Raw genomic sequence first — 19,802 nt, forward strand, 5'->3', positions numbered from 1 at the left:
GTCCCCCTGACGCTCAGCGGACGTCAGGGGGACGCGCCGTGCCGGTCACCGTCGCGCCTGTCACGCCTTCTCGCTGGCCGCCTTGAGGTGCGCGAGCCAGGCGACGAGGGAGTTTTCCAGCGCGGTCCGCATGGCCTCGATGTCGGCGCGGACGGGTTCGCCGTCCCACGACTCCTCGGTGTGGACGTGCACGACGCCGTCGCGTTCGCCGAACGTCCACAGGTGGACGCCGGTGATCCCGTGCGAGGGGCCGCCCCAGAGGACGCGGTGCGGACGTTCGACCGCGTAAACGGTGGAGGCGATCTCCATCCCCGCGGTACTCCAGGTGAAGACGGTTCCCTGTGTCAGCGGGCTGTTGATGCGGGCGGTGGTGATGTCGGGCTGCCAGGAGGGCCAGGCGTTGACGTCGGTGTGCCGGGCCCAGACGTCCTGGAGCGGGGCGTCGATGGTCGTGTCGAGGCGGACGACGACCGGGGCGCCGCTGTCGATCCCGGTGATCACGAGGCGTCCTCCGGGTCGGGGATCCAGGAGCCGTGGATGCCGGACGGCACCCTGCGGGGCAGTTCGACGGCGGCGATCGCGGGCGCGCTCAGGTCGCGCGCGTCGAGGACGAGCAGCTCGGACGCGTCGCGCCCGAGATCGCTGGTGATCGTCAGCAGGTAGCCGTCGTCCTCGGCGGCGCCGCCCTCGGCGGGCACGAAGACCGCCTCGCCCGGCAGCACGCCGGGCCCGGCGGGCCAGACCTGGCGGGCACCGGTCGAGGTGTCGTATTTGACCAGGCCGTACTCGTCCAGTCCGGCGCCGGGGAAGGCGACCGCGTAGGCGTAGCGGTTGGTACGGCCGAGGTGGTCGTCGTTGATGGTGGGGAACTCGGTGATCAGGTCGTCGAGCGCCTCCTCGCCCGCCTTCCCGGTGGACGGGTCGAGCGTCCACCGGGAGTTGATCGCGCCGGTGACGGGGACGGCGGGGTGCCCGGGCGCGGCCGTCCACCATTTCCAGCTGGTCTCCCAGGCCGCGCGGTCGTAGCGGGGGCCGTCGAGCACGATGCGCCCGGCGGCGTCCTCGAAGGCGTTGGAGACGTGCAGGAGGGCGGCGGGGGTGACGTCGAACCAGGTGGGGACGGCGTCGCCGGTCCGGGGCATGACGCCGATGCGCGGGGCGTAGTCGTCGCTCCAGCTGTACGGGATGCCGGACTGCTCGGACGGGTCGAACACGACCGGCAGGTCGAGCCAGACGACATGGTTCTCGGTGACGGCGAAGTCGTGCATCAGGGACGTCCCGGCGCCGTCCACGGAGTCCATGCGGACCAGCTCCCCGGCGGCGGACGCGACGTAGTAGACCACGTGCGGCGGGACGGGCGAGTACGCGAAGAAGTGCAGCTCGCCGGTGTCCGGGTCGTGTTTGGGGTGGGCGGTCATCGCGGTGGTCAGCGCGCCGCCGAAGTCGTACGCGCCGACGGTGCCGAGGTCGCGGTCCACCTCGAACGGCAGGTTGGCCTCCTGGAGGGCGAGGTAGCGTCCGGCGTGCTCGACGATGTGGGTTCCGGCGACGCTGGCGGTCAGGTCGATCGACCCGTCCGGGCGGATGAGCGGCGCGTCGCGGTCGAAGGCCGGGGTGTGCACCCAGCGGTTGCGGTACCACTCGGCGCGGCCGTCCCGCAGCCGGACGCCGTGGAGCATGCCGCTGCCGCGGAACCAGTGGGTCGGGGTGACGCCCGGCTTCGGGTTGTGGCCGTTGCGGAGGTACCGGCCGTTCAGCTCCGGCGGGAGCGCGCCCCGGATCCGGAGTTCGGTCGCCGTGTGCTCGTCGGCCATGGGGGCGTAGTGGCCGCTGATGTACGGCACGGAGGTCATGACGCGGGTTCCCTTCGGGTGAGGACGACGGTGGACAGCAGTGCGGTCAGCAGGGCGAGGCAGGCGGACGCCAGGAACGCGGGCCCGTACCCGCCGGAGTCGGAGATCGCGGTCAGCGCGGCCAGCCCGACCGCACCGCCGATCTGCCGGGTGGCGTTGACCAGCCCGCCGGCGAGCCCGGCGTCGGCGGCCGGGACGCCGGCCGTGGAGAGCGCGGTGAGCTGGACGAACGCCGTCCCGACCCCGGCGCCGACGAGCAGCGAGGGGCCGAGCAGGGTGGTCAGGAAGGAGCCGTCCGCGGGGACGGGCGACAGCCACGCCAGCCCGGCCGCCAGCAGCAGCAGCCCGCCCGCAAGGACGGCCCAGCCGGGGAATCGGGCCGCGAGCCGCGGCGTCGCCCACGACGACACGGTGATCATCAATGCGAGCGGCAGCTGGGTGACCCCCACCTCGACGGGGCCGTAGCCGAGCGTCCGCTGCTGGTAGAGCGGCAGGAAGAAGAACAGGCCGAGCCACACCGCGCCGAGCATCGTCATCAGGACGTTCGCGCTGGTCACCGACCCGACGCGGAAGATCCGCCCGGGCACCAGCGGATCTACGGTCCGCCGTTGCAGCACGACGAATCCGGCCAGCAGGACAACCCCGGCGGCGACCACACCCCACAGCCCGTCGGCCAGGCCGTAGGTCAGCGCGACCAGCCCGGCCGTCACGGTCAGCGAGCCCGGGAGGTCGAGGCGTCCGCCGCGGGGACGGTCGGCGGGCAGCAGCAGCCAGGTCGCCGCCAGCACGGCGACCGCGCCGGGGACCATGACGAAGAACACCGCGCGCCACCCGTAGAGGCCGGTGAGCACCCCGCCGAGCAGCACCCCGGCCGCGCCGCCCGCCCCCGACACGGCGCCCCACACACCAAGAGCGGTGCCGCGTCCTTTCACGTCGGAGAACTGGGTCAGCACCAGCGCCAGCGCCGTCGGAGCCAGCAGCGCCGCCCCGACACCCTGGACGGCCCGTGCCGCGATGAGCGTTGCGGGCCCGTCCGCCAGCCCGGCGGCCAGCGAGGACACTGCGAACAACCCGACACCGGACAGGAACACGCGGCGCAGCCCGAACACGTCGCCCGAACGGCCCCCGAACAGCAGCAACGCCCCGAAGACGAGGACGTAGGCGTTGACGACCCACGACAGCCCCGTGGAGCCGAGCCCGAGACCGGTCCGGATCTGCGGGAGCGCGACGTTCACGATCGAGGTGCTCAGCACCACGAGGAACTGGGCCGTGGCCAGGACGGTCAGCACCGTCCACGGGCCGAACCTGCTCTGCGCGGGCCTACTCATAGACCCAAGATCACACGGCGGCGCCCGCGCTCGCGTCGGCAGAAATCACCTACTCTTCACGTCGGGCCGTTCCACGGACACAGTGGCGACCTGCCCGCTCGCCGCCGCCTCCGGGGCCCGCCGCACGGTAACCAGGACGAGCAGCACCAGCGCCGCCCCGACCCACAGCATGGTCTCGACCCCCGCGGCGTCGACCACCACGCTCCCGGCCAGCGCGCCGAACGCGATGGCGAGGTTGAACACGAAGCAGTAGATCGCCGTCGCCGCCTCCGCGCTCCCGGGTGCGGCGCTCATCGTCCAGGTCTGCAAGGTCACCGGCGCCGCGCCATAGGCGAGCCCCCACACGAACAGCAGCGCCGCGCCTGTCCAGGGTGTCGTGCCGAGCAGCGGGAACAGCACCAGCGCGGCGCCGAGCACGATCACGATGACAGCCGTGGTGCGTCCCGCCGCCCGGGCCGCCCTCGGCCCACCGACCGCGTTGCCGATCATGCCGAGGATCCCGTACCCGAGCAGCAGCGGCCCGATGACCCCGGCGCTGATCCCGGACACGTCCTGCAAGACGGGGCTCACGAACGTGTACGCGCCGTAGTGCCCGGCGACGAGCAGCGCGGTCGCGGCGATCCCCGCCACCAGCACCGGATTGCGCAACTGCTCCCGCAGCGCCCGCAACCGCACCGGCTCCGCCGCCGGAAGCGCCGGAAGCAGGACGATCGCCGCGACCAGCACCACCACGCTCAACCCCGTCAGCGACCAGAACGCGCCGCGCCACCCCACCAGCTCACCGATCATCGTCCCGACCGGCACGCCCAGCACCGCCGCGGCCCCGACCCCGCCGAAGATCAGCACCATCGCCCGCGGCACCGAAGGTGCGGGCACCAGCCGCACGGCGAGGCTGCCCGCGGTCGCCCAGAACCCGCCGATGGTGATCCCGACGAGCAGCCTGGACGCCAGCAGCACGCCGAAGTTCGGGGCGAGCGCCGAGACCGCGCTCGCCACCGCCATCACCGCGAGCAGTCCCACCAGCAGCACCCGCCGGTCGAGCCTGCCGACCGCCAGCGGCAGCGCGACCGACGCGACCGCCGCGACCACACCGGGCACGGTGACCGTCAGTCCGGCCATCCCGACCGACACCCCCAGCCGGTCGGAGATCGCCGGGATCAGCCCGACCGGCAACTGCTCAGCGGTGATCATCGAGAAGATGCCCACCGACACGGTGAGCACGCTCAACCACATTCGCAGCGTGGTCCGCCGCGCCTCGTCGGATGGTGCGTCGGGCAGGGACACAATGGCCTCCGTATTTCTGGACGGACGAATTCCGGGCAGCACTGATCGCCTCGCGATCGGGCAGGCTCACCCGGCGAGGCTCGTCCTACGGCGGGCGCTCAGGCCCCGCCGGACGAGGTCGATATGTGGTTGACGTGCTCGGGGTCAGGTCACGTGGTCACTTCGAGCGGGACCCAGCGGTCGGCCCAGCGGCTCAACGCGTAGACCGCGTCGTGCAGCTCAAGCCCCTTCTCCGTCAGCCGGTACTCGATCCGCACGGGGGTCTCGTCATGCACGATCCGCTCCACGATTCCTTCGTCCTGGAGCTCTTTCAGCCGCTCGGCCAGCATGCGGTCGCTCAGCCCCGGCACGACTCCGCGCAGGTCGCCGAACCGCGTGACGTCCAGGAGCATGGCCCGCAGGATCGCACCGGTCCACCGCTTCCCGATGACCTCCACGGCCCGGTGGTACCGCGGGCAGAACGCGCTGTCAGTGATGTCCACGCGCCCATACTAAGGAATAGTAAGTGACTCGGCAATAGTAAGCAGCAACCTCAGACGGGATTGCCGGGCTCGTCCAGCCACACCCTCTGAGCGTCCGCGCCGACGGTCATCCCGAACCTGGTGATGTCGGGCCGCCCCCACCTCAGCCACCGCAGGTAGGCGTCCTCGGTCTCGTCCCAGAGCGATCGGTCACCAGCCTGCTGAACCTCGAAGTCGGCCTGACCTGGCTCGTACTCCACCGAAGCCCACGACCCGCGATGATCGTCACGCTCCAGAACCCACAGCGTGGCCCCGTCGGCGTCGGAGTAGAACCGCGAGACCACACCGGGCACCATCGCGGCAACGGCGAGATCCACACTCACCGGCCCGTAGCGCAACGCCCGCGGATCGAGCCGCGTCCGCCGCACCCGGACGTCCCGCTCCGCCGCCCGCGCCCACGTCCGCGCCGCCCCACCGGCAGGACGCTGCGAACGCAAAAGCATGTAATCCGCCGACCCACCGAACCGACCCACCGCCGTCCCGTCGTCCAGTACGTCAAGGCGAAGGACCGCGCCGTACCCGTAACCGGCGCTGAACGGTGTCACGATCACGCCGCCCACCCGCGTCTGCTCGACCCAGGCATAGGGGACGCGGGACACCGCGCACGTGGCGTGCACCCGATCGTACGGAGCACCGTCCGCCCAGCCCTCCGCGCCGTCGCCGACGACCACACGCGGCGCGAATCCAGCCGCCCGGAGCCGCTCACCGGCCCGGACGGCGAGCTCCGGCGAGATCTCCACCGTGGTGACGTTCTCGGCCCCCACTCGGGCCGAGAGCAGCGCGGCCGTCCAGCCGGACCCCGTGCCGATCTCCAAGACCCGATGGTGATCGTACGGATCGAGCTGCTCCAGGAACCCGACGACCATCTCCGGCATGGACAGCGACGAGGTGGCCAGCCCCTCGCCCTCTGCCTTCCCGTCCTCGAACTGGGTGACGAGCGGCTGATCGAGCGCCACGACCCGTTCCCACTCGCCGGGGTCGGCGGCGCGGTCGACACGTGCCCAAGGGCCGGGCCCCAGGTCAGCCCACACCACATCGGGTGTGAACGAACTCCGGGGCACCGACCCGATCACGTTGTGCCAGTCGGTCACGAACGCTTCCCGTCGTTGGGGTTGCCGTCGCTCTTGTCGCCGCCACCGCGGGAACCGCCCTGCGGCTTGTTCCCGTCGGTGCTGGTCTTGTCGTCGCTGTTGCCCTTGTCCCGGCTGCCCATCCTGCCAACTCCTCCCTATCCGACGCGGCCCGTTACCGCGCACGTGTGTGGGTGGAGGCGGCGCGGCGTCTGGGGGGTTGCCGCCGCGCCGCCCCCAGCTCTAATGCGGCCGGTTCGCGCCGAGGGTCGCGGCGACGCAGTCGGCGACCTCCTCGGCGTCCGCGCCGATCGAGAGACCCCGATAAGGGCCGTCGTGCCAGGTGTAGGACGAGCCGTCCCAGCCGATCAGCCTCGGCCCCTCGCCCCGGTAGGTGACGCTGACCCGGCTGAGGCCCGCTTCCTCGTCCCGGACGACCGAGACCGCGATCCGCGGCGCCCGCCTGCGAACGGCCGCGTGCAACCGCTCGGCCGGGCCGAAGATCTCGCCCATCAGCATGTCTCTCCTGGTCGTATGGCGACGAGCCCGCCCAGCGCAGCCCGCACCCACGCCCGACAGACCGGACGACGGCGTCGCGCAGGAACCGGCTGAACGCGCGGGGCCACCGCGACCAGTTGATCCCGCGAATACCTCGGCACAAGATGCGGCACGGGCCGCCGCAGCTCGGCGATCCGCTCGGCCAGCCCACCCGGCGTCGAGGCCTCGACGAGCCAGTGACGCCCGGCGCGGTCACACACGAGCGCCCACCAATTCCCGGTGTACTCGCCCAACCAAGCCGACACGCCAGGAAACCTGCGCGCCAGCTCGGCCGCCACCCGCTCGGGCTCCAGCTCGACCACCGCCCAAGGCGCCGTCACCGGCTCGCCCCATGCAGATAGCCGACGATGAACAAGGCCGCGTCGGTGATGCGCCCCGCCTCGGCGACGGGCTCATTCCAGGACGTGAAGAACCAGTCCCGCTCACCGTCCTCCGACCTCGGACGGCACGTGACCACGTCCGAAAGCCTCCCCACCTCCGAACAGCAACCGGGCACGTCCGGATTCACGACACGCAGCCCGGACGCGGTCAGCTCGACCTCAAGCCCAAGCCGCCGCGCCGACAGATGCGCCCCCAACGCCGCAAGCGGGTCGCGGGAACTCATTCCATTTGCCATGGGTCGGAGTCACCTTCCGGGCAAGGCCCCGGATCTCTGGTGTTCGCCCACCAGCCCGGGGCCGTCGCTTCTCTGGTGGAGGGAGTCATCGGCGTTCACTCGCCGCTTCCCGGAGTGGCAGGCTGGATGAGCTCCTCCGTGTGACTGAGTGAATCGGGTCCGTCACTGGAAGGGGAGATGACATCTGGTGACATGAGGAACGGACATGCCGCAGGCCGTGACGATCACCGGTACGCGTTCGACCGACCATCGCGCACTGACCGATTATCGGGCGACGTTTGATGAGTACGTCCGCCCGTTCGCGCGGCATGGTGTCCGTTTCCACCTGGGCGGCGCGTCCGGCATCGACTCGCTCGCGTTGCGTTGGCTGGCCGACGAGACGGAAGTGCAGATCGTGGTCGCCGTTCCGGCCCGGCTGGCCGATCAGCCGCCCGACGCTCGGCGTGCTGTGGTGGCCGTCCGGAACGCGGGCCGTCTCACCGAATTGGTCGAGCTTGACGGCACGCTCGACGCCGAAGGCTACTTCGCGCGCAACCGCTGGATGGTGGATCGCAGCGATTTCGTCATTGGCTTCCCCCTCCGGGGGACGCAATCGAGCGGTACCCGGTACACGCTCGACTATGCGGCAAACCAAGACAAACCCCGATTGGTGATGCCTGTCTGAGAACCGCGGTGGTGTACTGCGAGGATGGACGGACAACGCAACGCCGGAGCCCGTGCTCTGCGGCGGCTGCGCACGAAGCGAGGCTGGTCCTGGACCGAGCTGGCCGCACAACTCCGTTCGCAAGGCCGCAGGCTGCACATCACACGCATCGGCACGGCCCAGCTGAACAGCATCCGGCGGACCATCGGGCGCTGGGAGGCGGCGGTCAGCGTTCCCGACGACCAATATCAGGTGCTTCTCGCGCACGTCTACGCCCGCACGCCCGCTGGATCGGTGGCCCTCGGCTCCGGTTCGGACTTCCGCGAGTTAGTCGACACACTGGCGCTTCTCGGCGTGCCATCCGAGCGGATCGACGAGCTGACGAACACGGTCGTCGCCGCTGTCACTGATACAGGAACGAGCCTGCTGGCCTTTCTCGGAGCTTCGACACGTGCCGATTTGGCCGGTGTGCTGGCCCGGCCCGAGTCATTGAGCGTTTCGGTTCTCGAGGGGATCGACGCGGCGAGCGTGGCGGTCGACGGGCAGATCGGCACGGTTCCGTTCGTGCGGCTCCACCTTGCCCAAGCGGCCGTCGTGGAAGCATGTCGACATTTGCTGCTGGGCGACCATTCTGCAGAACTGCGGGCCCGGCTGAACACGGTCGCAGCACGCGCCCTTGCGCTGGCCGCCCGCCTCGCCTTCGAGACGCGTGACGACTCTGCCGCGCTGGCGTTGTACTCGGAAGCGGTGGCGATCGCGGGCGAGTTCGATCTTTCGCGGCGGGCTTTGATCCGTTCCAGCCAGACGATGGTCACTTACTACTCCACCGGTGACATCGGTCGCGCCCGCCGCATCGCCGACGCCGCCGCGCGGGACGCTCGCCGTGGCGACAGCGTCCTCATGAGGGCGCGGGCGCAGGCGCTCCAGGCCGAGATGGCGGCGCGCAGCCGGCCTCCGCAGGCTCGCCGTGCCCAGGCGGCCCTGCACAGGGCTTGGCGCGACCTTACTTCCGACACAGCGGGCGATCCGATGGCGGGCTCGTTCAGCATGGGGCGGCTGCGCGGCTTCGAGGGCGTGTGCGGGATCTTCCTCGGTGACGCGGAGGCCGCCGAACGCCAGCTGGCGAGGTCCGCCGAGGCTTTGACAAGGTCCCGCGAGGGTGTCCAGCGCGCCATCGTCCTGACCGATCGCGCGCTCGCGCGACTGCGCACGTCCGGTGCCGGCGCTCCAGAGGCGGCGACCGAGCAGTTGCACGAATGCGTCGAGCTCATCGGCGCCACTCGGGCACGCGTTCCAGCTCAGCGGCTCAAGCTCGCACGCCAGGAGCTGCGCCCTTGGCGTCGTGAGGCCTTCGTGGCGGACCTTGACGACCACATCCACTCCGCGCTGATCGGAACCTGAGCGCACAGCGGGACATGTGTCATGGAGCCCTCGGAGGTCTCTGGCTTCCGGCAGAGGTGGGCTCGTTACTCCCGTCGTCCTCCGGGCTCACCTTCTAGTACTCCAACAAGGCTGTGCGCGATCGTCGGCATCAATCTGTGAACGGGCTGGGAGTGGCGCAATGGAAGAACGCAAGTGGCGGAAGTTATGCGTTTGGGCCAGTTTGGATGTGGCGAGGTGGGCATTATGCCGTCGCGGTTCAGCTTCCTTTTTTCTGTTGTCGGGCTTTTCGGTTCCATTCCCCGTGGTAGCTCTCTTGGTGAGCTGGTGGCGCACGGGCCGGGCATCTGCGTCGGCGCCGCCGTTGGTTGCTGCGGTGTGCGGGAGGATCGCGTGATCACGACGGTGTTGCGCGGTGAGGATTTTGAGCCTGGGGACCGGTTCGATGCCTGGTGTGATCTGGTGAGCAAGCTGCCGTGCAAACACCAGATCCGTTCCGACCACGCCGCCGACTTCAATTTCACGTTGAACATGGCGCTGCTGGGGACAGTCGCGGTGGCCCACACCCGTCTCCCCTCGATCCATGCCATCCGTACCCCGCGGATGATCCGGCAAGCTGATGACGGCGTCTACGCACTGGAGTTGTGCAGGCGTGGCCGCATCGGCGCCGAACAGTCCGGCCGCGAGATCGAAGGTGCGGTCGGGCAGTGGGTCGTGCACGATTCCTGTCGTCCGCACTCATTGTGGTCGGTGCCCGAGGGCCGCCGCAGTCCGGCCGCGGTCGCGCTGACCGTTCCCAAGTCCGTGCTGGGGCTGAACGAAGACACGGTGGCTCCTCTGCTGACCGGTCCACTCCCGGGAGACAGTGGTTTCGGCGGGATGCTTGCCGACATGATCACGCGGATCCTGCGCGAGCCGGCCGCCTTCGGGCCCGCCGACGCCCCGCGCCTGGGGGAAGTGCTGCGTGACCTGGCGGCGGCGATGTTCGCCCACGAGCTGGACGCCGGGCGCCTGCTGCCGGAGGAGACCCACAGCCGGGCGCTGCCCCTGCGGATCCAGGCGTTCGTGCTGGCCCACCTGGGAGACCACGACCTGACACCGGGAACGATCGCGGCCGCGCACCACATCTCGGTGGGCTACCTGCACCGGCTGTTCCGCCGGGACGGCCGCACGGTCGCCGGGTGGGTGCGGACCCAGCGGCTGGAACGCGCCCGCCGCGACCTGGCCGACCCTACCCGGCGCACCATTCCCATTCAGGCCCTGGCCGCGCGATGGGGCTTCACGCACGCCTCAGACTTCTCCCGGGCGTTTCGCCGCGCCTATGGCATCTCCCCGCGCGACTACCGGGAAGGCACCCACGACCAGGGCACGCACGGTTGAGCACGGACCCACCGCCGCGCCCGCCACACAGGGGCCGGATCAAACTGCACGAATTCGAGCCGCCTGATCACGGCATCGGCCGGTCCCGAGGCGGCCTGTCGACGAAGATCCACCAGCTCGTCGACGGCGGCGGGCTTTCGTTGGTGACGCTGATCACGCCCGGGCGGGCCGGTGACTCGCCGATGTTCCCGACGCTCATGGCGCAGCTGCGCGTCGGCAGAGACACCGATCGGCCGCGGACTTGTCCGGACGCGGTCCGAGGCGACAAGGCGTACTCGTCCCGCGCCATACGCTCGCACCTGCGCTCGCGCGGGATCATGGCGAGGAGTCGCGACCGATACGACAGGCACGCCACCGTCTACCGCGCCGCCGTCGTCCTCAACGCCGTCATCGCCTGGATCCCGGCAGTCGTCAGTCCCACCGTGGTTCCTGATTGCTCGCCGGGCTTGTTCGATCGAGTCGCGGCTCGCCAGCGGAGCTCATCGGCCCGGCTCGGTAGCATGCGACACATGGCCATCAAATTTGAGAACGTCGGCATCACCGTTCGCGACCTCGAAGCAGCGATCTCCTTTTTCACAGACCTCGGTCTCACGGTCGTCGGCCGTGACACGGTCAGTGGTGAGTGGACCGACACTGCCGTCGGCCTCGATGGCAACCACGCCAAGATTGCGATGCTCCAGACGCCAGACGGTCACGGTCGCCTTGAGCTCTTCGAGTACATCCACCCCGAAGCGATCGAGTCGGAGCCCACTCGTCCCAACGAGATCGGCATGCACCGAGTCGCCTTCTCAGTCGACGACATCGACGAAGCCCTTGAGATAGCCGCGAAACACGGATGCCGTCCGCTTCGCGGCGTGGCCACCTATGAGGACATCTACAAGCTCACGTACGTCCGCGGTCCCAGCGGCATCATCGTGATGCTCGCCGAGGAACTGAAGAAGAACTGACGTCCGATCGGCCCAATTAGGATGTGTTGCCAACCTCCTCGGGGCTGTAAGTCCGCCCAGTAGGCCATTACCTATCGCGTCGGCTTCGTCCTCAAACGCCGTGATCGCCTGGACCGGAGCATTGTCAGACACGCTCTAGGCTCCCGACACGACCGGTGTTGCGACGACCCTCGAATCCGCCGGGACTGGCGGGGCTTTTCGTGCTCTCCTTTGTCTTATTCGATGGTGATTGTTTTGGTTGTGCGGGCGGCGGGGGAGCCGGTGCAGAGGGGGGTTTGGCCGGTGAAGATCAAGGCGGTGGTGCAGCCCTCGTCGTCGGTGACGGTGAGGGTGGCCTTGTATGTGCCGGGTCGCCGGTAGGTGTGTGTTGGGTTTGGGCCGCCGTTGGGGTTTGTGGTGCCGTCGCCGAACGTCCAGTCGTAGCGGGCGATTTTGCCGTCCTCGTCGGCGGAAGTGGTGCCGTTGAAGCGGGCGGTGCGGTCGGTCACGGTGGTTTGGAAGGACGCGCGCGGCCCCTGGTTGGGCGGGACGGCGACGCCCTGGAAGGTGGGAGAGAGGCCGCCGGTCGGGATCGGTGAGCCTGGGATCTGGTCGAGTACACCGATCTTGCCGATGGTGTAGGTCGCGAGGTCGTGGGACTCGAAATTGCTCACGTAGAGATTCTGTCCGTCGCGGCTGGGGGTGATTCCGACGGAGGCTTTGCCCGACTCGAAGGGCGAGCCTGGGACGGTGCGCAGTGTGCCGTCGCGTCCTATTGAGAACGCGGTCACGTTCCGTGTGACGGTGTTGTCGTGGTTGGGACTGGTGACGTAAAGGTGCCGGCCGTCCGGGGTGACCGCCACGTCCTCGGGGAAGTCGGCGGTGGGGAAGGGGGAGCCCTGCACGGGTGACAGGCTCCCGTTCCGGCCGATGCGGAAGGCGTACACGGCGTCCGATCCGGTGCTTGCGACGTAGATGAAGCGGCCGTTCGGGGTGATGTCGGAGCCGTTTCCGCCGGAGCCGACCGAGACCGGCGGTAGCGCGGTGCGCACCAGGCCGCCATCGGGTTGGACGGCGAATACGACCATTACGTCTTCGCGGCCTGTGGCGGGGCGGCCGTGGCTGACGTAGACGAAGCGTCCGTCCGCCGTCGCCGATACGGTTCGTGGTTCGGGTGCGTTGGTGGGCACCGGCGTCCCGATCAACCGGGGTGTTCCGTTCGCGCCGATCGACAGGGCCGAAACGGTGCCGGAATCGAGGTTGGCGGTGTACAGGGTTTTGCCGTCCGGGGAGATGGCGATGCCGAAAGGTCCCTGCCCGCCGGTCGGAGCCGGATCGCCCAGGACGGAGAGTTCGCCGTGGTCGCCGACCATGTACGCCGAGATCGTGCCGTCGCCGCCGTTGGCCGTGTAAACCCTGCGCCCGTCGGGTGTAAAGACGAAACCGCGCGGCATGGTGCCGGTCGCTATGCGGTCGCCGGTCGGCGTGGGACGCCCGGTGGGGCCCAGTGTGAAAGTGGTGATGTCGTTGGAGAAGAGGTGCAGTACGTAAAGTGCGTTGCGGCGGCTCGGCGGCTCGGTCACCGGATTCGCCGACGCGGAGGACTGGGCGATCGGCGGCGTCACCACGACTCCCGCCAGTAAGCAACCCAGGGCACGGTTCCGAAGCTTCATTGCCCGACCTTCCCGTCGTCATCGACATGGCTGTGTCAATAGCCACGGAAAGCGCGCCGCATCGGTTCATTCCAAGCCGAGCTCGTGCACGGAAGGTCAGAATTGATCAATGTGATCCCGGCTGGCGGATGTTGCGGTGGCGATGGGTGGTGATGAGGCCCTCGTCGCGCAGGGCGGTCGGCGTGAGGTGACGACGGCGGCGCGGCGGTCGTCCGGGGGCCGATGAATTTTCGTACGAGGGGTGGTCTCTCTGAGAGAGATATCACGACGATGGAGGCTCTCCAGGTGAGAAAGATCGTGTTTCACATGCAGACCACCGTGAACAACCGCATCGCTAACGCCGACGGGGGATTCTGGGAGCCGTTCCCGTGGGGAGAGGAAGAGACGGCCTATATCGCCGAGCAGTTCTCCCAGGCGGACACCTGGGCGATGGGCAGGGCGACGTACGAGGCGATCGTGCCTTGGTGGGACAAGGTCGCCCGTGGTGAGACTCCCAACGACGCACCTGTCATCACCGCCGCGGACCGCACGTTCGCCGAGGTGCAGCGGAACCTGGCCAAGGTCGTCTTCTCCACGACCTTGCCGCCCGCCACCGACCGTCTGGTCATCAGTGGCGACCTGGTCGACGAGCTCACCGCGTTGAAGCGGCAGGACGGCAAGGACATCATGCTGTCCTGCGGCCCGCGGACCCTCGCGCCGATCGCCTCTGCGCCCGGGGTGGTCGATGAGTACCTGCTCGCGGTCAGTCCGGCCGTCCTCAGCTCCGGACCTCAGGTGTTCGACGGCCTCACGGTCGATCTCGGCCTTGAACTGGCCGATGCCAAGGTGTTCAAGGGCGGCGCGATCGTTTCGCGATACCGCGTCGTCCACCCATAGGCGCGACGGCTCGGAACCGGACGACGCGGCGACGCCCTCCAGATCGTCGGCGTCCGGCTGGGCTTTCGGACGCTTGGGCGCCGGGCGTCAGCGGTCGTCTGGGCGGCGGCGGGGGCGGGCTTCTTGGGTGCGGAGGTGGTGGACGACGGTTTCGGTGGCGGCGGCCAGGGCGTCGATCTGGTCGTCGGTGAGCAGGTCGATGAGGTGGCGGCGGACGGACTCGACGTGGTGCGGCGCCGCCTCCTCGATGGTGCGCAGGCCGGTCGGGGTGAGGGCGACGACGGCGGCGCGGCGGTTGTCCGGGTGTTCTTCCTTGCACACGAGGTCGCGGCGGCTCATCCGGTCTAGCTGGTGGGCGAGGCGGCTGGTCGACCACATGGTGAGTTCGGCGAGCTCGTACAGCCTGATGCGGTGCCCCGGGGTCTCCGACAGCGCGACGAGGACCTGGTAGTCGGCGAGGGAGAGGCCGGAGTCGCGGGCCAGGTCCCGGGTGATCTGGAGGTCGAGGAGCGCGCGCATCCGCATGTAGCCGCGCCACGCGCGGTCCTCGCGCGCGTCCAGCCAACGGGGGTCCGCCATGGTCCCAGTCTAGTCGAGTTGACGTGTCAACTCGGACGTGCCTAGAGTCTGAGTTGACACGTCAACTCGAATCGTCCCGGGCGCGTCGAAGGCGGCCGGGGCGGGCGCCACAGGATCGGACGGGCGATGAACGACGCACGGATCGCAGTCATCTACTACTCCTCGACCGGCAACATCCACCGCCTCGCCGAGGCGTACGCCAAGGGCGCGGCCGACGCGGGCGCGGAGGTGCGGCTGCGCAAGGTTCCGGAACTTGCATCTGACGCCGTGGTCGACGGCGTCCCCCGGTGGCGGGCGCATCTCGACGCCACCGAGCACATCGCGTCCGCCACCCATGACGACCTGACCTGGGCCACCGGGTACGCCTTCGGCACGCCCACGCGGTTCGGGAACATCAGCTCCCAGCTGAAGCAGTTCTTCGACACGACCTCGCCGCTGTGGCTCGCCGGGGAGATGGCCAACAAGCCGGTGACCGGCTTCACCGGTAGCCAGGACCCGCACGGCGGCCAGGAGTCCACGCTGCTCGCCCTGTACCAGACGATGTACCACTGGGGCTCGGTCGTCCTGCCGCCCGGCTGGGTCGACTACGAGATCGCGCACGCCGCCGGAGGCAACCCCTACGGCATCAGCCAGGTCGAGACCCAGGCCCATGACTCCGAGTACGTGGCCGCCGTCCTCGCGGCGGCCCGGCACCAGGGCGGCCGCCTCGCCGAGACCGCCCGCGCCCTCGCCCACCTCAACGCCGCCCAGGCCAGCGCCGCCTGACCCTCGACCTTCGGGCGTCTCGGTGGGATCTTCAACTGGTGATGACATCCGGTTTGCCCCGCGATCGGTAGCGTCGTAAGGGTGTTCGGCCAGCGCAAGACGTGTGTCCAGGTCGTCAAGGGCCGGACGCATGACGCGGCCGCCCTGCGCGACGCCGCCGACCGCTGGCAGCGGGACGTCGGCCGCCGGGCCCGGGGGTGGCTGGGCAGCACCGGGGGCCTCACCGACGACGGCGTCTACCTCAACCTGGTGTGGTTCGCGTCGGAGAAGGCGGCGCATCGCAACGACAGGCGCCGCGAGCAGATGCGGTGGTGGGACCAGGTCCGCGACCTGTTCGAGGGGGAGGTCACCGTCGCCGAGTGCACCGATGTGGAGACGTTCGGACGGGACGACCCGGACCGGACCGGGTTCGTCCAGATCTTGCAGACCCACGTCCGCGATCGGGAGGCGGTGCGTCCGTTCGTGCCCGAGGAGGCCGAGGAGACCTTGGCCCAGTTGAGGCCCGACATGATCGGCGGCATGTTCTGCGTCGCTCCGGACGGCACGTGCACCGGCGTCGCCTACTTCACTTCCCGGGAGGCCGCGCGTGAAGGCGAGCGCACGCGGATGCCGCCGGACTACAAAGCCTGGCGCGACGAACAGATGGCCCATTTCGACGAGGACGCCGTCTTCTACGACCTGCGCGATTTCTGGCTGCAATCCCCGTGACCGTGTCGGCCGGCGGGATTCAGAACTCGGGGCTGGGGACGAGGGTCGTTGCCAGGCCGAACTGTCCGTGGGGCACCAGCACGACCAGCACCGCCAGAGTGAGGGCCACGCCCATGACATTGCGGGCCCGGCCGAGGAGGTAACCCGCGGCCGCCACTACCAGATAGGCGGCGAAGACCAGCGCAATGGCGACGATGACGCAGGTGTGGTGCCGCAAATCCGTGTCGATGGCGCTCGCGTCCACGGCGCCGGTCATGTGAGTGAGCCGGGGCGACGCCTTCCACCAGGCGAGCGACAGGTTCACCAGCGCCAGGACCGTGCCTGCCGCCACGGACAGGGCCGTTCCCGTCCGGCGGGACCGATCCGCTGCCGCGCGGGCGACCAGCAGCCCGGACAGCAAAGCGCAGATAAGGCCGACCCCGCTGCCGGACGTGTGACCGCAGATGGCGGCGCCCCGCCACGCCGCGACCATTTGCGTGTCCATCTGCGCGTCGGGCCACACTTCCAGGCCCTGCTCGATGCCGCGGGAAATCAACAGGACGGAAGCGACGCCGGTTCCGGTGAGCAGGACCGCATAAACGGCGGCGCACAGTAACGCGGTGTGTCGGCTGGGCAACAGGGTCTGAGCCATTCCGCCATGCTGCCGGAAATCGTCGAATTCCGTTGCCCGTCTCGGCTGACCGATACGGTGATGATCCATGGCCCCCGACCGAAAGTCCTGGAAGAGGACCCGCGCCCGGAACATCGCCCGCTGCACGGCCGGGCTCCTGCGATTCGCGACGCCCCGGGAAATGGACGCGCTGCTCGACCGCCTCCCCGACGACCACGTCCGGCAGGCCGTGAACAGCCACGGGATGCCGAACGCGGTCGTACTCGGGGCGCTGCTGAGGCGCGGGCGCGTCGACGACCTGGATCTCCTCGTCCAGCAGGCGCTGCTGGTCGGGGACCCGCCGTCCCTGCTGGGGCGGCTGCTCGACCTGGACGACCCCGAGGTCAACGCCACCGTGCTGATCGCCGACGGGGTGCTCACCCGGCTTCCGCGGAACCTGCGCCGCCAGCTCGCCCACCAGACCTCGCGCCGCGACGGCGTCACGCCGAGGCCGCTGCCCGGGGAGACCTGGACAGGCGCGCTGTCGCAGCGCAAAGAGGCGCTCGATCAGGCGATCCTCTACGCGACCGACCCCGATCAGGCCGGGAGCGCGCTCCGGAGCCTCGGCGCGGGCGCCGACCCGCACGGCGCGATCCGGGCCTGCCGGACGCTGCTGGACGCCCACCGCGCCCACGAGCTCCGGGACCTCGTCGAGCAGGGACGCCTCCCCGCGTTCAGGTGGGGACCGAACGCCTCGGAACCAAGCGTCCTGGCCTACGCACAGGCCGCGCTGAAGAGCGAGGACGGGACGCGCCGACTCCGGGAACTGGCCGAGCGGGTGCGGCGACCGGAGACTCTCCGCTCGATCGCCGACATCGCCGACGCGGACGCCTGCGAGCCGTGGCGGAATGGCCGCCGTCCGTTCGTCCGGACGGTGGTGAACCGCCGTCACCCGGGCACCCCGCGCGTCGACTGGTCCGCGGTGGGCGCGGACGGAGGCCCGATCCCCTACCGGGCCGCCCGGTTCATGGTGCGGCGCACCGACGCTCCGCTCGCGCTCCTGCGGAGGGTGGTGGCCGACCATCCCGAGCTGGCCGTCTTCATCGACGCCCCCGCGCCGGAACTGCTCACCGACCTGTATGGACAGGGCGCGCGGCCGGGCGCCGACGCGCTCCTCAAGGTCGTCGGGAACGGGCTCGTCGCGGGGACGTTCGACGCCGAGTTCGTCGTCGCGACCGTCCCGGAGGAGGCCCTGCGGGTGGTCGCCGACGCGCTGTGGCTCCCCGGCCTGCGCGGCACGGCGCGGATCAGGGCGCTGCTCGGCCTGGACGGGGACGTCCAGCTGACCCCGCCCTTCGTGGACGAGACCGGCCACGGCCGCACCCGCCGCCTACGCGACCCCAAGGTGGCGGCACACTGGAACCCTGAACTCGCCTACGGGCAAGCAGCCGCGCGGCTGTTCGAGCAGCGGCGGGGCACCACGGCCGACGAGGTGCTCAGGACGGCCGACGTGGACGCGATCCTCGCACCGTCCCAGGGCGGCCTGCCCGACCCGCGCGTGCTGCGCCGCCTCGCCGAACACGCCGACCGGAATCTCGGCGGCCGCCCCGAAGCCTGGATCATGGCGTTGCGCCTACTCCAGGACGGATTCGTCGGGACGCTCCTGGACCTCCTCGAAACGTCCGGCGAGGTCACCAGCTGACGACCCGGGTCACCAGCGGACGAGGCGGGTCAGCAGCTGACCACGCGGGTCACCAGCTGACGACGCGGAAGTCCTTCAGCAGGCAGCCGTGCGGCGGGTCCCCGTCGCGCTCGCCGCGCACGATCGGGTGGTAGACGCGGGCGGCCGCGTCCACGACGTCGAGCGGCGGCCGGAACCCGGCGGCGGCCCGGCGCACCCGGTCGGGCTCCGGCTGCTGATCAGTGAACCAGCCCGGATCGACGCTCGTCACGTAGACGCCGCGCTCCGCCAGCTCGGACGCCGTCGTCCGCGTCAGCATGTTCAGCGCCGCCTTCGCCATATTGGTGTGCGGATGCTCCGCGCCCTTGTAGACGCTGTCGAACCGGCCCTCAACGGCCGACACGTTCACCACGTACCGGCGCGGACGCGGCGACGCCTCAAGGAGCGGGCGGAGGCGTCCGAGCAGCACGAACGGCGCCGTCACGTTGATGAGCTGCACCTCGATCAGCTCCACCGGATCGACCTCGTGCACGAGCCGCGTCCAGGAATTGTCCGGCGACGGGTCGGGGAGCAGGCCCGCGACGTCCACCTCACCCGCCCGCGTCGCGACCGGCAACGCGACGGGCGCCGGAAGCGCGGGCAGGTTCTCGCCCGCGAGCAGCCCGGCGTACGACTCGGGCGGATGCCGCAGCGTCTGCGCCGCCAGGTTCACCAGGATGTCGAGCGGCTCGCCCGCCGCGGCCAGCTCGTCGCACCAGCGGACGAGGGCGGGGATGTCCCGCAGGTCCATGCCGGTGATCGTGAGGCGGTCCCACCAGTCGTCCCGGTCGGGGACCTCGGAGAAGCGGCGGATCGCGTCCGCCGGGAACCGGGTCAGGGCCGTCACGTGGGCGCCGTCCCGCAGCAGCTTCAGTACCAGCTCGAACCCCGCCTTCACCCGTCCGCCCGTGACGATCGCACGCCGTCCCGCCAGATCGGCGCGCGCGTGCCGGTGCCGGTGATGCTCCGCCGCGCAGGGCGGGCACAGCCGGTGGTAGAACTCGTCCGCCTCCCGGAAATGCGCCTTGCACACATAGCAGGCGCGCAGCCTGTTGAGCGGCGTCCCAGCCGGGACGACCTCAAGCGGAGCCTCCGCAGGCGCGCCTTCCACCCGTCCCGGCGCCCCGGTCGCCGTAGCGGCCAGCATCTCCGCATCGGCCTCCGCAGCCCGCCGCCGCGCCGCAGCCCGCTCCCGCCCCCGCGTCCGCCGCACGAACACCCCCACAGCCGCCCGCACCCGCTCCAGATCAGGATCCCCTTCCGGCGCATCGACCATTTCCGCCAACACCCGCAGACACGCCCGCACATCCTCGTCCCGCACACCCACCATTAA

The 19,802-nt window shown here is 70.1% G+C and carries 21 protein-coding genes; 8 read left to right on the forward strand and 13 right to left on the reverse strand.

Annotated elements, in window-relative coordinates; genetic code table 11:
- Positions 1–60: 60 nt before the first annotated feature.
- The 9 genes from ACH34T_RS33950 to ACH34T_RS33990 all read right to left on the reverse strand — a co-directional run bounded on the left by ACH34T_RS33950 (position 61) and on the right by ACH34T_RS33990 (position 7,230).
- Positions 61–501 (reverse strand): SRPBCC family protein, encoded by a 441-nt coding sequence (locus ACH34T_RS33950; RefSeq protein ID WP_396025053.1) that lies wholly within the window; start codon positions 499–501, stop codon positions 61–63.
- Positions 498–1,853: a carotenoid oxygenase family protein gene (locus tag ACH34T_RS33955; protein ID WP_396025054.1), complete on the reverse strand. Its 1,356-nt coding sequence runs from the start codon at positions 1,851–1,853 to the stop codon at positions 498–500. Before ACH34T_RS33955 ends, ACH34T_RS33950 begins: the two co-directional genes overlap by 4 nt.
- A complete protein-coding gene (locus ACH34T_RS33960) occupies positions 1,850–3,181 on the reverse strand; it encodes an MFS transporter (RefSeq protein WP_396025055.1) in 1,332 nt (443 codons plus the stop codon). The genes ACH34T_RS33955 and ACH34T_RS33960 overlap by 4 nt, the downstream gene beginning before the upstream one ends.
- Before the next feature lie 45 nt (positions 3,182–3,226).
- On the reverse strand, positions 3,227–4,465 hold the full coding sequence (locus ACH34T_RS33965) for an MFS transporter (RefSeq protein ID WP_396025056.1): 1,239 nt from the start codon (positions 4,463–4,465) through the stop codon (positions 3,227–3,229).
- A 149-nt stretch (positions 4,466–4,614) separates the two neighbouring features.
- Positions 4,615–4,947, reverse strand: coding sequence for a winged helix-turn-helix transcriptional regulator (locus ACH34T_RS33970; RefSeq protein WP_396025057.1), 333 nt, complete (start codon positions 4,945–4,947; stop codon positions 4,615–4,617).
- Between the two features lie 50 nt (positions 4,948–4,997).
- The gene (locus ACH34T_RS33975; RefSeq protein ID WP_396025058.1) at positions 4,998–6,077 is read right to left on the reverse strand and encodes a methyltransferase domain-containing protein; all 1,080 of its coding nucleotides are present in this window, start codon (positions 6,075–6,077) and stop codon (positions 4,998–5,000) included.
- Complete coding sequence (locus ACH34T_RS33980; RefSeq protein WP_396025059.1) at positions 6,074–6,199, reverse strand: hypothetical protein; 126 nt, start codon at positions 6,197–6,199, stop codon at positions 6,074–6,076. The genes ACH34T_RS33975 and ACH34T_RS33980 overlap by 4 nt, the downstream gene beginning before the upstream one ends.
- Positions 6,200–6,299: 100 nt before the next feature.
- Positions 6,300–6,569: a hypothetical protein gene (locus ACH34T_RS33985; RefSeq protein WP_396025060.1), complete on the reverse strand. Its 270-nt coding sequence runs from the start codon at positions 6,567–6,569 to the stop codon at positions 6,300–6,302.
- Positions 6,570–6,930: 361 nt separating this feature from the next.
- Positions 6,931–7,230: a hypothetical protein gene (locus ACH34T_RS33990; RefSeq protein ID WP_396025061.1), complete on the reverse strand. Its 300-nt coding sequence runs from the start codon at positions 7,228–7,230 to the stop codon at positions 6,931–6,933.
- 205 nt (positions 7,231–7,435) lie between these two features.
- Between ACH34T_RS33990 and ACH34T_RS33995 the strand changes: the two genes are divergently transcribed.
- The 4 genes from ACH34T_RS33995 (at position 7,436) to ACH34T_RS34010 (ending at position 11,580) form a co-directional block, all read left to right on the forward strand.
- Positions 7,436–7,894 (forward strand): hypothetical protein, encoded by a 459-nt coding sequence (locus ACH34T_RS33995; RefSeq protein WP_396025062.1) that lies wholly within the window; start codon positions 7,436–7,438, stop codon positions 7,892–7,894.
- Between the two features lie 24 nt (positions 7,895–7,918).
- Positions 7,919–9,274, forward strand: coding sequence for a hypothetical protein (locus ACH34T_RS34000; protein ID WP_396025063.1), 1,356 nt, complete (start codon positions 7,919–7,921; stop codon positions 9,272–9,274).
- Positions 9,275–9,499: 225 nt separating this feature from the next.
- Positions 9,500–10,633, forward strand: coding sequence for a helix-turn-helix domain-containing protein (locus ACH34T_RS34005; RefSeq protein WP_396025064.1), 1,134 nt, complete (start codon positions 9,500–9,502; stop codon positions 10,631–10,633).
- Positions 10,630–11,580, forward strand: a complete 951-nt coding sequence (locus tag ACH34T_RS34010; RefSeq protein WP_396025065.1) for a VOC family protein — start codon at positions 10,630–10,632, stop codon at positions 11,578–11,580. The genes ACH34T_RS34005 and ACH34T_RS34010 overlap by 4 nt, the downstream gene beginning before the upstream one ends.
- A gap of 215 nt (positions 11,581–11,795) precedes the next feature.
- On the opposite strand, the gene ACH34T_RS34015 is transcribed toward ACH34T_RS34010, so the two are convergent.
- The gene (locus ACH34T_RS34015) at positions 11,796–13,184 is read right to left on the reverse strand and encodes a beta-propeller fold lactonase family protein (RefSeq protein WP_396025066.1); all 1,389 of its coding nucleotides are present in this window, start codon (positions 13,182–13,184) and stop codon (positions 11,796–11,798) included.
- Between the two features lie 333 nt (positions 13,185–13,517).
- On the opposite strand from ACH34T_RS34015, the gene ACH34T_RS34020 reads away from it, so the two are divergent.
- Entirely contained in the window at positions 13,518–14,108 is a 591-nt protein-coding gene (locus ACH34T_RS34020) for a dihydrofolate reductase family protein (RefSeq protein ID WP_396025067.1), read from the forward strand.
- An 87-nt stretch (positions 14,109–14,195) separates the two neighbouring features.
- On the opposite strand, the gene ACH34T_RS34025 is transcribed toward ACH34T_RS34020, so the two are convergent.
- A complete protein-coding gene (locus tag ACH34T_RS34025) occupies positions 14,196–14,687 on the reverse strand; it encodes a MarR family winged helix-turn-helix transcriptional regulator (protein ID WP_396025068.1) in 492 nt (163 codons plus the stop codon).
- Between the two features lie 126 nt (positions 14,688–14,813).
- Between ACH34T_RS34025 and wrbA the strand changes: the two genes are divergently transcribed.
- Complete coding sequence (gene wrbA, locus ACH34T_RS34030) at positions 14,814–15,452, forward strand: NAD(P)H:quinone oxidoreductase (protein ID WP_396025069.1); 639 nt, start codon at positions 14,814–14,816, stop codon at positions 15,450–15,452.
- 81 nt (positions 15,453–15,533) lie between these two features.
- Entirely contained in the window at positions 15,534–16,160 is a 627-nt protein-coding gene (locus tag ACH34T_RS34035; RefSeq protein ID WP_396025070.1) for a hypothetical protein, read from the forward strand.
- Positions 16,161–16,179: 19 nt separating this feature from the next.
- Here ACH34T_RS34035 and ACH34T_RS34040 read toward each other — a convergent pair whose 3' ends face one another.
- The gene (locus ACH34T_RS34040; RefSeq protein ID WP_396025071.1) at positions 16,180–16,860 is read right to left on the reverse strand and encodes a hypothetical protein; all 681 of its coding nucleotides are present in this window, start codon (positions 16,858–16,860) and stop codon (positions 16,180–16,182) included.
- On the opposite strand from ACH34T_RS34040, the gene ACH34T_RS34045 reads away from it, so the two are divergent.
- Positions 16,859–18,451 carry a hypothetical protein gene (locus ACH34T_RS34045; protein ID WP_396025072.1) on the forward strand — a complete coding sequence of 531 codons (1,593 nt, stop codon included), beginning with the start codon at positions 16,859–16,861 and terminating at the stop codon, positions 18,449–18,451. The genes ACH34T_RS34040 and ACH34T_RS34045 overlap by 2 nt on opposite strands.
- 49 nt (positions 18,452–18,500) lie before the next feature.
- On the opposite strand, the gene ACH34T_RS34050 is transcribed toward ACH34T_RS34045, so the two are convergent.
- Positions 18,501–19,790, reverse strand: a complete 1,290-nt coding sequence (locus ACH34T_RS34050) for an SDR family NAD(P)-dependent oxidoreductase (protein WP_396025073.1) — start codon at positions 19,788–19,790, stop codon at positions 18,501–18,503.
- Positions 19,791–19,802 lie beyond the last annotated feature (12 nt).

This window comes from Actinomadura sp. 9N215 (assembly GCF_044326345.1).
Lineage (GTDB): Bacteria > Actinomycetota > Actinomycetes > Streptosporangiales > Streptosporangiaceae > Spirillospora.